Consider the following 12,154-nt stretch of genomic DNA (forward strand, 5'->3'; position numbering starts at 1 on the left):
GATTAATTCTCCGGTTCCACCAGCTGTTGCAGCGCGGACAGGCTGTCGCTCAGGACCGACGCCTTGTGCACGTCCTGGCCCAGGAATTCGACGATCTCCGGCCAGCGCGCCAACGCTTCGTCGGTGGCCGGATCGCTGCCGCGCTGGTAGGCGCCGATGGCGATCAGGTCGCGGTTGGCGGTGTAGGCCGACAGCAGCCGCTTGAGCTTGCGGATGCGCAGGCGCCAGGTGTCGTCGGCGATGTCCTGCACCACGCGGCTGACCGAGGATTCCAGGTCGATAGCCGGATACAGGCCGCTGTCGGCAACCCGACGCGAAAGCAAAATGTGGCCGTCCAGGATGGCGCGGGCGGCGTCGGCGATCGGGTCCTGCGGGTCGTCGCCCTCGGTCAGCACGGTGTAGAAGGCGGTGATCGAGCCGCGCCCCTTGGCGCCGTTGCCGGCACGTTCCACCAGCGCCGGCAATTTGGCGAACACCGACGGCGGGTAGCCGCGGGTGGTCGGCGGCTCGCCGACCGACAGGCCGATCTCGCGCTGCGCCTGGGCGAAGCGGGTCAGCGAATCCATCAGCAGCAAGACATTCAAGCCCTGGTCGCGGAACCATTCGGCAATGGCCGTGGCGCGGTAGGCGCCATGCAGACGCGCCAACGGTGGGCGGTCGGCCGGGGCGGCCACCACCACGGCGCGGCGCAGGCCTTCTTCGCCCAGGGTGGTTTCGACGAAATCGCGTACTTCGCGGCCGCGTTCGCCGATCAGCCCGACCACGATCACGTCGGCCGAGGTGAAGCGGGTCATCATGCCCAGCAGCGTCGATTTACCGACGCCGGAGCCGGCGAACAGGCCCACGCGCTGGCCGCGGCCGATCGGCAGCATGGCGTTGATGGCGCGCACGCCGACATCCAGCGAGGTGGTGATGGGTTCGCGCGCCAGCGGGTTGATCGACACGCCGGCCATGCCGACGCTGCCTTCGGCGCGGATCGGGCCCTTGCCGTCCAGCGGCGTGCCGTCGCTGTCGATGACGCGGCCGAGCAGGCCTTCGCCCACTTCCACGCCGCCGCGGCGTCGCGAGGGCACCACCCGGGCGTTCGGCAGCAGGCCGTGCAGTTCGGCGCTGGGCATCAGATAGGTGCGTTCGCCGGCAAAGCCGACCACTTCGGCATCGACCCAGCCGCCATCCACTTCGACCTTGCAGGTGGCGCCCATCGGCGCCTCGCAGCCGGTGGCTTCCAGGGTCAGGCCGACCGCGCGGCGCAGGATGCCTTCGCGGATCAGGGTGCGGCCGGCGCTAGGTTCCAGCCCGAGTCCACCCAGGCGGGTGGCCAGGCGCAGATTGCGTGCATCCAGCCAATCGGCCGGGGTGGCGCCCAGCAGGGCGCTCACAGGCCCGCTCCGGATTTGCGCATGACTGTCTCCAGCGCGGCCCGCAGGCGCGCATCCAGGGTGCCGTCGATGCGCACGCTTTCGGCGTGCACACGCAGGTCGCCGCGGCTCAGGCTCAGGTCCGGGGCCACGCGGGTGGTGCTGCTGGGTGCCAGATGCGGCAGCAGCGCGGTGATGTCGTCCGGATGCAGGCGCACTTCCACCTCGCGGCCGGCGCCGCCGACCGCATCGATGGCCTCCTGCACCAGCTCGGCCAGCAGCTGCGGGTCGGCCTGGTAGGCACGCCCGACCAGCGAGCCGGCGATGCGCACGGCCAGTTCGCCGAGCGCGCCGACCACTTCGTTCTCCAGCCGCGCCAGCGGGCGGGTGAAGTTGTCCAGGATGCCGTCGATCTGCGCGGTCAGGCGGCGCACTTCGGCCTGGCCCTGGGCAAAGCCTTCGGCATGGCCGCGCGCGAAGCCCTCCTGCTGGGCGGCATCCTCGATCGCCTGGATCTCTTCCAGGGTCGGCGGACGCAGCACCGGCTCGAGCACGGCCGGCTCGTCGTACTCCGGCACCGGCAGCGCCGGCTCCAGGTGCAGGTCGGGGGCCAGCCAGCGGGTGACCACGTCGTTCATACCATCGCCTCCGCACCGGCGCCGCCGAGGCTGATGGCGCCTTCGTCAGCCAGGCGGCGGACGATGGTGAGGATTTCCTTCTGCGCCGCTTCCACGTCGGCCAGGCGCACCGGGCCGCGCGCTTCCATGTCCTCGAGCAGGATCTCGGCGGCGCGCTGGGACATGTTGCGGGTGATCTTCTCGCGCACCTTGACGTCGGCGCCGCGCAGGGCCAGGCCCAGGCGCTCGCCGGACACCTCGCGCAGCAGCGTCTGCAGACCGCGGTCGTCCAGGTCCACCAGGTTGTCGAACACGAACATCAGGTCCTGGATCTTGCCGGCCAGGTCGGCGTCGATCTTGCCGATCTCGCCCAGCACGCCCTGGTCGGCGCCGGTGTCCAGGAAGTTGAGGATGTTGGCGGCGACCTTGATGCCGCCCACATTGGACGACTTGAGGTTCTGGTTGCCGGAAAACTGGCGCTCCATGATGTCGTTGAGTTCGCTCAGCGCATTGGGCGGGATGCCGTCCAGGGTGGCGATGCGCAGCAGCACGTCGGCGCGGGTGCGCTCGGGTAGCAGCTTCAGGGCCTCGGCGGCCTGGTCGCTGTCCAGATGCGCCATGACAATGGCAATGATCTGCGGGTGCTCGTTGCGCACCAGGTCGGCCACCGCGCGCGGGTCCATCCACTTCAGCGTGTCCAGGCCGGTGGTGTTGCGGCCCAGCAGGATGCGATCGATCAGGCCGCCGGCCTTGTCGGCGCCCAGCGCCTGGATCAGCACGTTGCGGATGTAGTCGTCGGCGCCCACGCCCAGCGAGGTCTTGCCGGCCAGTTCGCCGTTGAACTCGTCCATCACCTTCTCGACCTGGTCGCGCGAGATGCCGGTCATGGTGGCCATGGCGATGCCGATCTTCTGCACCTCCTTGGGGTCCATGTGCTTGAGCACTTCGGCGGCGTCGCTTTCCCCAAGCGACAGCAACAGCACGGCGGCGCGCTGTACGCCGGTCATCGGTGGTGTATCAGGCTTCACTGGCGACCCATCCCTTCACGACTTGTGCGACACGTTTTGAATCGGCTTTGACTGCTTCGCGTGCGACGCGCATGCGTTCTTCGTAGGCGTCCGGCAGCGCGATCGGATTCTTGCGGTCCTGACCGAGCTGGGCGGTGTCCTCTTCCAGGCGAGGAATCAGGTCGTCATCGTCGACCATCCGCACGTCGGCGCTCTGCGGAGTGCCATCGTTGCCGCCCTTGGCCTGCTTTTCCTTGATCGCGGTCACGCCGGTGAGCTGGCGCAGGGTGGGGCGCACCACGCCGAACAGCAGCGCCAGCACCACCACCGCACCGACCAGCAGGCGCAGACCGTTCTGCACGCGCGGGTCTTCCCACCACTTCGGACCTTCTTCACCGGCCACCGCTTCACGCACGAACGGGGCATTCATCACCGACACCGTGTCGCCGCGTGCCGCGTCGAAGCCCACTGCCTGCTTGACCAGGCCTTCGATACGGGTGAGTTCGGCAGCGGTGAGCGGCTGTTCGACCATCTTGCCCTTGGCGCCGGGGCGCGGGACGTTGTCCAGCAGCACCGCCACCGAGACGCGCTTGATGCGACCGGCCGGCTGGCGGGTGTGTTGCAAGGTCCGGTCCAATTCGTAGTTACGGGTGGCGCTCTTGGAACTTTCGGTCGGCGCGGCCGCTGCGGTGGCCTGGCCGTTGGCAGCGGCCGGGGTGCCCGGCGCGCCTGCGGCGGCCGGCGCCGGCGGCTGGCCGGGGCTGTTGCTGGTGGCGCCCGGAGGGCCCTGCGGGCCGGTCGCCGTGGTGCTGGTGTCGTTGATCTGTTCGCTGCGCAGCTTGGCCGGCTCGCCGTTATAGAGCTCGCGGGCTTCCTCGACCACCGAGAAATCCATGTCCACGCTGACTTCCGGGTTGACCCGGCCAGGGCCGGTCATCGGCTCCAGCAGCTCGCGGATGCGCTGGTTGTAGGAGCTTTCCTGGCGGCGCACTTGCTCGAATTGGGCGGCGTGCTGCGCGGCATCGCTATTCGGGTCGGCGATGGACAGCATGCGGCCGCTCTGGTCGACCACGGTGACGCGCTCGGGCGTCATGTCCGGAATGCTGGAGGCCACCAGATTGACGATGGCATCGACCTGATTGCGCTCCAGGCCCTGGCCGCCGCGCAGTTCCAGCACCACCGAGGCGCTGGCCACATCCCGCTGGCGGGTAAAGGCGCTGGGCTTGGGAATGGCCAGGTGCACGCGGGCCTCGCGCACCGGGCGCAGGGTGCCGATGGTGCGCGAGAGCTCGGTTTCCAGCGCGTGCTGGTAACGGGCGTTTTCCACGAACTGGCTGACGCCGAAGCCCGGGTCCTTTTCCATCAGTTCGAAGCCGCCGCCGGTTTCCTTGCCGGTGAGGCCGGAGCCGGCCAGCTTCAGGCGCGCGTCGTACAGACGGTCCTGCGGCACCGAAATGGCGCCGGTGCCCTGGTCGATCTTGAAAGGGATCTGCGCGGTGCGCAGCAGGTCGGCCGCTTCGGCATTGCCCTTTTCATCCAGGCCGGTGTACAGCGACTGATAACCGGGCTTTTGCGACCAGAAGAACACCGCCAGACCGGCCGCCACCGCCACGGCGATCATCGCCATCATGGTCAGCTTGCGGGTGATCTGCAGGCTGCGGACACGGTCGAACCATTGCCCCGCCTTTTCGGCGTTCTGGTTCATGTTTTCTTTGCTGATCGCGAGTGCCATGTGTCGTCAACCTTTACAGCGGCATGTTCATGACGTCCTGGTAAGCCTGGACGAGACGGTTGCGGACTTCCACGGTGGCGCGGAAGGCCACCTGGGACTGCTGGGAGGCGACCATGACCCGTGCCAGATCGGCACTGGGGTCGCCCATTTCGAATGCTTTGGCCAGCGCGCCGGACTTCTGCTGGGCCTCGTTGACGCCGCCGATGGCGCCGCGCAAGGTCTCGCTGAAGCTCGGTGCCTGCGTCGCCGGTGTTCCCTGTGCGCCGGCCAGCCCCTGGATCTGATTACCGCGCGCCGCATCGCCCACCGCACCCATCGGGCCTTGGCCCATCTGCGTCTGGTAGCTGCGGATCTGCGAGAGGATGGAGGTAACGGAGTCGCTCATGGGTGCGGTCAGCCAGGGAGGCATCCACACCAATGCAAGCGGCGTGCCGAAATCGTGCCGGGATTCCGGCACCGATACGTTCCCGTACGCCTGTCGCGGGCGCATCGCAGTGCGATGTCGCCCCCTCCGCCCTTCGGGCACCTTCCCCCGCAGGCGGGGGAAGGAGCCGGTGGTGGTCGGCTGCAGTGCAACCGACAGATCACGCGGAACCAGGCATCCCTGCTCCCGCTGGCGGAAGGCAACCAGACATCCCTTCTCCCGCTGGCGAGAGGCATCCCTTCTCCCGCTGGCGGGAGAAGGTGGCGCGTAGCGCCGGATGAGGGGCAACACGTCAGAAGCAGCCTAGTCGCGCGCTAATCCGGCAACCAGGCGGCTCGCCAGGTGTCCAGATGGCTGCCGCTCAGCATCCAGTCGCGGCGCACCACGTCACGCAACGCCGCGCCCTTCGCCGCTGAAGCGGCCGGATCGGCCAGATGTTCGCGGATCGCGCCGATCCAGTCGCGGTAGCGGTTTTTCACCAGCGTCACCGGCAGGTTGCCCTGGTAGCAGCGCACATCGCTGGCGATCACCGGATAGCCACAGGCGCCGTACTCCAACAGCCGCAGATTGCTCTTACACGCGTTGAACAGGTTCTGCTCCACCGGCGCCAGCGCCAGATCCAGATCCAACGCTGCCAGCGCCGCCGGGTAATGATCGATCTGCACGCCAGGCTGGAACTGATGGATGTGCTGGCGCAGCGCGAACGGGTACATTCCCATGAACACCCATTCGACCTCGTCGGCCAGCTCGCGCACCACGTCGGCGATCAGTTCCAGATCGCCGGTATGGCTGGCGCCGCCGGCCCAGCCGATGCGTGGCTTGCCGCCCTGGCGCTGCTGACGTTCGCTGCGTGCGGGCAGGTGCTCCCACCAATGCGGCGGCAGGCGGTTTTCGGCCACGCGGATGTCGCCATGCAACCCGGCGAACGCCTCGGCCAGGGCAGGGGTGGACACCACGAAGCGGTCCACCATGCCCAGCCCGCGCCGCACTGTCTTGAGGATGTCCTTGGGCATGTGCTCGCGGTGCGCATTCTTCAACGGCAGGTTGGGCAGGTAGTCGTCCAGCTCGTAGACCTTGAACGCGCGCGACAACGCCTGCATGCGCCGCATCGCTTCCAGCCGCGGCTCGCCGACCTGGCGTTGCAGGATCACCACGTCGGGATCCTGGCGCGCCAGCTCGCTGATCTCCAGATAGCCGTTGAACAGCACGCCTTCGACTATGCCGGCCTCGCGCAGGGCACGCAGCGGCTGGATCACCCGATAGTGCCCGCAGCCTTCGATATCGGCCGGCAACGCGATCACGCTCGGCAGCGGCCGCCACGACTGCAGTGGCCGCCAGCTTGCGCGCGGGTCTGCCAGCGCGAAGCCCGCGCCCGGGTCCAATGAAAAGCCCGGGTTGTAGGCCGGGTCGTTGGCCATCACCGGCAGCCACCGTGCGTACATCGCTTCTTCGTCGAGTGCCGTGGCGGGTGTTGCCTCGGGCGGATCGATCAGCAGCTGCGCACGTGCCGCGAAGACATTGAGATAGCCGGCCTGCTGCAGGCGCAGGCACAGATCGACATCGCTCCACTGCGCCAGCGCCGGTTCCAGTGCGAAGCCACCGGCGTCCATAAAAAGCTGGCGCGGCAGCATCAGGCATTCACCGCTCAACGCGCTGTAGTTCTGATCCAGCTGCAGACGCTGCAGATAGCCCGATTCGTCGAACGCCGCACCTGCGAAGGCGCGCGCCGCTGGTGCCCCCAGGCCCAGCAGCAGTCCGGCGTGATGCACGGTGCCATCGCCGCGCAGCAACTTGCCGGCGACCGCGCCGACCTCCGGGCGCAGCGCATGATTGAGCAACTGATCCAGCCAATCGGCCTTCATCACCGCCGCGCCGGCTGCCAGCCACAGCAGCACGTCCCCATGTGCGTGCTCGGCGGCGGCATTGCAGACCGCTTCGCGCGAGGGCTCGGCGGCAAAGCGCAGCACACGGATCTGCTGCATGCCCAAGGTGTCGATGCCGGCCAGCCAGTCGCGCAGAGCTGGCTCGGTGGTGCCGCGATCCAGCAGCAGCACTTCGTAGTGCGGGTAGGCGGTGCTGGCCAGGATGCTTTCCAGGCAGCGCTGCACCTGGGGCAGGCGGCCATCGACCAGTACCAGCATGCTGACCAGCGGCTGCTGCGCATGGCGGTAGTCCACTGCATGCCGGCCGGGGCCCGCGCTGTGGACCGCGGCGTCCGCATAGCCGCGCGCAGTGAGGTGCCGCGTAATCGCCTGGCGTTCGTCTTCGTCGGCATGCCGCGGTGTGGCCGATGCAATCAGCAGGGGCTCGGCGACATGACGAATGCAGGCCAGCCCGTAACGTTCGACCAGGCCGAGCTGGTAATCCAGTTCGAACGCCGCGCCGGGCCCAGTAGGGAAGCCGCCATCGGCCAGCAGCGTGCGGTGCCGCAACACCCAGTGCCGCGACAGCGTTGCCGGCGCGCTCAACAGCATGTCCAGAAACAGCGCCGGCCGTAGCGCCAGCCCCAATTGGCCGTTGTCCAACGCCATCACCTCGTCGGCGTAGATGGCCTGGCAGTCGTCGGGTAGCGCAAGCATTTCCAGTGCCAGCATCAGCAAGCCGCTGGCGGTGAACAGGCTGCCGGCATCGACCACCAGCACCCAATCGATCGCGTCTTGTGCGGCGATCACCCGATTGAGTGTTGCCGCCAAGCCGTGCGCGTCGATCAGCACGCCGCGCTCGCCGCATTCGGCAACCTGCTGCGGCGAGCGGCTGATGACCCAGGTGTGATGGCGTTGATAGCAGGCCACAGCGTCCAGGCTGGCCCGCGTTGCCGCGACCGCTGCGGCATCGCCGTGACGATCGATCAGCAATACCGCAATGCGCGGCCCGCCGGCATGCGCCTGCAGGCGCGCTTCGATCAACGCACGCTGCACCGCGTTCGGATGGCGCACGCCCAGCCAGGTAGCCGGCGCCACGCGCTCGGCCATGCCGGCGCTTTGCATCAACGCATTGACCAGATCCACCGGCTTGAACACGCGTGCCTTGTGCGGACTGAGCGGTGCCACGCGCACCTGTCGGTTGTCGCCGCCCTCGCGTCGCCAGCCGAGCTGCCGGATGCCCTGACGCAAGTCTTCATGGCCCTGATCGCCGATGCCCGGCTGATCGCGACCGCCTTGGCTGAACTGCGCACTCGAGACACGAAACTGCGTCAGCGGGCTGGCCAGCATCGCCAGGTTGCCGTGGCGCAGCAGCTTGACGTAGATCGCCAGATCGCCCACCCAATGGATGGCCTTGCCGTTCAAGGCCATGAGCTCATTGCCCAGCGCCAACAGATCGGCACGCCGTGCGAGCACGCAACTCGGCTCACCGATGAAATTGATGGTGTGATCGGCCAGGAACGACACCAGCTCCGGCCCGTCGATCAGCACGTCGTCGGCAAACGGGAAGCAGGTGGCCAGGATGTCCGGCAGCGGTTGCCCATCATCGTCGATACGCACCCGCCGCGAGGACACCAGCGCCGTGCCCGGATTGCGCTCGATCGCCTCGACCAATTGCGCAACGCAATCGGGCTGCAGCACATCGTCGTCGTGCAGGAACTTGACGTACTCGCCCTGTGCCAGGCCAATCCCCTTGATCGTGCTGCCGAGCTCGCCAAGCCGCGGCGTGTTGCGGTGGTAGCGAATAGGGAAGGGCGCATCCGCAACCCTGGATGCCAACACCGCCTCGATGGCGCCCTCGGCGTTGTCGTCGCAGATCACCAGCTCCAACGCCGGATAGGTCTGCGCCAGCACGCTATCCAGCGCCTGCGCGAAGTAGCGCGGCTTGTAGGTTGGCATGACGATGCTGACGAGGGCGGGAGAGCTCACGAGCGGTCTTGCGAGTTGATCATTCAAGAATTATCCGATGCTAGACGCAATGACGACGCGAATTGGTCCGATCACGCAGGAAGGCAGCGAAGATCGAATTGGTCGGCAACTAATGCAATATGCATGCCGCTGGAAGCATGATGCGTCGCCATCGGGAGCAATGGGTACGATGGCATGGTGCTGTCCGTCGGTCAGCATCCCCTTCTGGCTCCTGAAGTCACCAGTGTGCTTTGTCACAATCAGTTTGAAGTAGAAAGAGCCAGCGGTGGTCGTACGGCAGCACTTGTCACGTCCATCGCGTGCGTGACAGATGGAGCTTGCAACGAAGAACGGCACATCGACGATCCATGCGTGCATTGTTCGCCTGCACAGGTGTCATCTATGGAAACACCCTCGAGTGGTGAGTGGTGATGCCAGAAAAGCTTGCAACGTTGCAGAGAGCTAAGATGCAGCTTTCTAGCATGCCAATGATGGACGCATCGAGGGCGCACTGCATTCGAGATCTGGGCCGATGGGCAGTCAAAGGCCCGTGGGCAGTCTATCCAGAACGTCATAGGTAATGTTGATACTGCCGTTTCCGTTCGTCACTAGCCAAACGCCATAGCCAGGAGGTAGGTAGACCTGGTAGGGGAAATGGTCCGAGGGAGGAGCAACGCCGAGGAATATCACCCTTTTGGTGCCGTCCCCATATCCGGATGGTGCCGATGTGTCCGCGTAAACGGCAAGGCCTATTGCGGATGAAGCGCCACTCAAACTACATGTGCGAATCACTAGGCCATACTGGTTGGTGGCAGGAGAGACGATTTGCGTGACCACGTTGGCTGCAACTCCAACGTTCGCGAATTGAGTTCCTACTGGAACGATCGTTGTCTTGCCCGAGATTTCCATGACGGTTGCCTCGCTTCAGAGATGAGTCGATGGAAGGATATCCATCGAGGTTTACGGGGCGTTTTGAAGGACGACGCGCATGCCGAATCATCACACTACCCAGGAGAGGATAAACTGGCAAGCCGAATTTTTCGCCGCGTCAACAGCTTAGGTCATGATGTTAAATGACTGATTGTTAGCGTGCTTGCACAAGTTGACGTCGGCATAGACCGCCTGGCAGATTTCCGGCTGCGTTCATGGCTGCGGCAGATCTTGCGACTGTGCTGAGTCCTTGCGATAAACCACTTCGATCCAATCAGTGCGCAAGCTCTTTGGGTTCTTCGATAGTTTGGCGATGTCCCACAACGAAAAGCCGGCCGCCTGCATCAGGTTGACAACGTCAACGAAGCTGGTGGTCTTGCCATAGAAGTCGTATAGCCCGATCTCGATCACCGCGCACTCGGTGTGCTGCAGTATCCCAGTTGCGCCCTCCAGGACTTGACGCTCAAACCCCTGCACATCGATCTTGGGAATATGTACGAGGGCGATCCCCAGCGTGGCGCAGGCGTTGTCGAGGGTGGTCTTGCTGATCACAATTTCTTCGTTCGTCGCCTGCCGCGCATAACCAAGCGAGTCGGTGGAAACCGTATTGATCGGCAGCAATCCGCCCAAGTGCGAGATGCTCTGCCTGTAGTAGTGACCGACTTCTTCCTTCTCGCCCAATGCAACGCACATGGTGGTAGCGCCAAACTGCGCAGCCACTTTTTCTAGAGCGTGTTATGAACTTTGCTCTTGTCACGCTAACGTATACGGATGAAGCCTCGTAAGCCATATCCGACCGATATTTCCGACGAAGAATGGGCCTTTGCGGCGCCCTATTTGACGCTAATGGATGTGCAGGCACCGCAGCGCAAGTATGAGCTACGCGCGATGTTTAACGCACTTCGCTGGATCGCACGCGCCGGCGCACCGTGGCGATTGCTTCCCAACGATTTCCCGCCTTGGGAAGCGGTGTATCAGCAAACGCAGCGGTGGCTGCAGGCTGGCTGCTTCGAAGCCATGGTCAGCGATCTGCGCTCACTCTTGCGTGTGGCGCACGGGAAGAAAGGCCAGCCGAGCGCGGTCATTTTCGATGGCCGTACGCTGCAGTCCACCTGCGAAAGCGGGCCGCGTGCTGGATACGATGGCTATNATCGCCTTTGTGGATCAGGGCTATACCGGCGAAGAACCGGCGCAAGCGGCCAAGGAAGAAGGCATCGAATTGCACGTCATCAAACTGCAAGAAGCGAAGAAAGGCTTTGTTTTGCTGCCGCGCCGCTGGGTCGTCGAGCGCAGCTTTGGATGGGTCAATCGTTTCAGGCGACTGGCACGCGACTACGAGCGATTACCGGAAACCTTGGCCGGTTTGCACTTTGTTGTCTTCACGATTCTGATGCTTGGAAATGCAGCCACGCTCTTTCAAAGTTCATAACACGCTCTAGCTCGGCAAAATTCTGTGGATCCGGCTCGAACGAATACAGCTGGCAATCCGGATAGATCGACTTGAAGTGCTGGATCGACTCGCCCCTGTGCGCACCCACGTCCACTACCACCGGAGCGTTGGTCGTCAGTAATTGGTCGAAGAAGCGGCGAGGCGAGTACGCCTGAGCATGTTCTTCATTTCTGAGATCGGAAGTGCCGCAGATGGGCGAATGCATGCCGGGCTGAGTATGGAACGTCTTATCCTGCGTCATGGCGCGTTGTGCTCGCCGAGCTGCATCATGCGCAGTGCTGCTTCCACCCGCACTACATCAGCTGGAGTATCCACCGCGATCGATTGATTGCTCATCTGCACCATCCGCACCTCGAACCCCAATTCCAGAAACCGCAGGATTTCGATATCTTCGATCTCTTCCAGCGTGGTCTTGGATGTCACCGACGCAAATGCCCGCAATGCCTGCTTGGGAAAGGCGTACGCGCAGACCTGTCGCCACGCACGCCGGAACTCGCCTTGCTTGGTGATCGGGATCGGCGCACGCGACATGTATAGCAAGCGTCCATCCGGGCGCACAACCACTTTTGGCACACTTGGATTGCGGAACTCATCAATGTTGGCGACCGGACAATAGCCATTGATGACGACATCCGGTGCTGCTTCCGCGGCATCGATCAGCAAACGTACATCCGCCGGATTGAACAGGGGGTCGTCACCCTGCACGTTGATGTAAGAGCGGCTAACAAAACCCAGGAAGAAGGCGTAAGCAGATGATGGAGGATGCGAGCGAAAGCAACGCCAAGTGGAGATCGATGCGACGTTCA

At 64.7% G+C, this 12,154-nt stretch carries 9 protein-coding genes and 2 pseudogenes; 2 read left to right on the forward strand and 9 right to left on the reverse strand.

Annotated elements, in window-relative coordinates; genetic code table 11:
- Nucleotides 1–2: 2 nt before the first annotated feature.
- The 7 genes from fliI to XarbCFBP7408_RS10320 form a co-directional block, all read right to left on the reverse strand.
- Complete coding sequence (gene fliI / locus XarbCFBP7408_RS10290) at nucleotides 3–1,379, reverse strand: flagellar protein export ATPase FliI (RefSeq protein ID WP_104562859.1); 1,377 nt, start codon at nucleotides 1,377–1,379, stop codon at nucleotides 3–5.
- On the reverse strand, nucleotides 1,376–1,996 hold the full coding sequence (locus XarbCFBP7408_RS10295; protein WP_104562860.1) for a FliH/SctL family protein: 621 nt from the start codon (nucleotides 1,994–1,996) through the stop codon (nucleotides 1,376–1,378). The genes fliI and XarbCFBP7408_RS10295 overlap by 4 nt, the downstream gene beginning before the upstream one ends.
- Nucleotides 1,993–2,982 (reverse strand): flagellar motor switch protein FliG, encoded by a 990-nt coding sequence (gene fliG, locus XarbCFBP7408_RS10300; protein WP_016904678.1) that lies wholly within the window; start codon nucleotides 2,980–2,982, stop codon nucleotides 1,993–1,995. Before fliG ends, XarbCFBP7408_RS10295 begins: the two co-directional genes overlap by 4 nt.
- A 10-nt stretch (nucleotides 2,983–2,992) precedes the next feature.
- Nucleotides 2,993–4,714, reverse strand: coding sequence for a flagellar basal-body MS-ring/collar protein FliF (gene fliF, locus XarbCFBP7408_RS10305; protein ID WP_104562861.1), 1,722 nt, complete (start codon nucleotides 4,712–4,714; stop codon nucleotides 2,993–2,995).
- Nucleotides 4,715–4,727: 13 nt separating this feature from the next.
- Nucleotides 4,728–5,099, reverse strand: a complete 372-nt coding sequence (gene fliE, locus XarbCFBP7408_RS10310; protein ID WP_055854604.1) for a flagellar hook-basal body complex protein FliE — start codon at nucleotides 5,097–5,099, stop codon at nucleotides 4,728–4,730.
- Nucleotides 5,100–5,452: 353 nt separating this feature from the next.
- On the reverse strand, nucleotides 5,453–8,989 hold the full coding sequence (locus XarbCFBP7408_RS10315) for a glycosyltransferase (RefSeq protein ID WP_258072099.1): 3,537 nt from the start codon (nucleotides 8,987–8,989) through the stop codon (nucleotides 5,453–5,455).
- A gap of 1,122 nt (nucleotides 8,990–10,111) precedes the next feature.
- Nucleotides 10,112–10,618 carry an FkbM family methyltransferase gene (locus tag XarbCFBP7408_RS10320; protein WP_258072100.1) on the reverse strand — a complete coding sequence of 169 codons (507 nt, stop codon included), beginning with the start codon at nucleotides 10,616–10,618 and terminating at the stop codon, nucleotides 10,112–10,114.
- Nucleotides 10,619–10,669: 51 nt separating this feature from the next.
- Between XarbCFBP7408_RS10320 and XarbCFBP7408_RS23140 the strand changes: the two genes are divergently transcribed.
- Together XarbCFBP7408_RS23140 and XarbCFBP7408_RS23145 are read left to right on the forward strand one after the other, a co-directional pair.
- On the forward strand, nucleotides 10,670–11,047 hold a 378-nt coding region (locus XarbCFBP7408_RS23140; RefSeq protein WP_258072101.1), incomplete at its 3' end, for a transposase.
- Between the two features lies 1 nt (nucleotide 11,048).
- A pseudogene (locus XarbCFBP7408_RS23145) lies at nucleotides 11,049–11,327 on the forward strand (transposase); the annotation flags it as partial.
- Nucleotides 11,328–11,585: 258 nt separating this feature from the next.
- Here the strand turns inward: XarbCFBP7408_RS23145 and XarbCFBP7408_RS10340 are convergent.
- Entirely contained in the window at nucleotides 11,586–12,053 is a 468-nt protein-coding gene (locus XarbCFBP7408_RS10340) for a cytidylyltransferase domain-containing protein (protein ID WP_258072103.1), read from the reverse strand.
- A 16-nt stretch (nucleotides 12,054–12,069) separates the two neighbouring features.
- Nucleotides 12,070–12,154: pseudogene (locus XarbCFBP7408_RS10345) on the reverse strand (IS5/IS1182 family transposase); the annotation flags it as partial.

The organism is Xanthomonas arboricola pv. guizotiae (genome assembly GCF_002940205.1).
GTDB lineage: Bacteria > Pseudomonadota > Gammaproteobacteria > Xanthomonadales > Xanthomonadaceae > Xanthomonas > Xanthomonas arboricola_C.

Bases quoted from the DNA above. Each gene is read 5' to 3' on its own strand.
- fliE (WP_055854604.1), bottom strand. From the start codon at position 5,099: ATGAGCGACTCCGTTACCTCCATCCTCTCGCAGATCCGCAGCTACCAG.
- fliG (WP_016904678.1), bottom strand. From the start codon at position 2,982: ATGACCGGCGTACAGCGCGCCGCCGTGCTGTTGCTGTCGCTTGGGGAA.
- fliF (WP_104562861.1), bottom strand. From the start codon at position 4,714: ATGGCACTCGCGATCAGCAAAGAAAACATGAACCAGAACGCCGAAAAG.
- XarbCFBP7408_RS10295 (WP_104562860.1), bottom strand. From the start codon at position 1,996: ATGAACGACGTGGTCACCCGCTGGCTGGCCCCCGACCTGCACCTGGAG.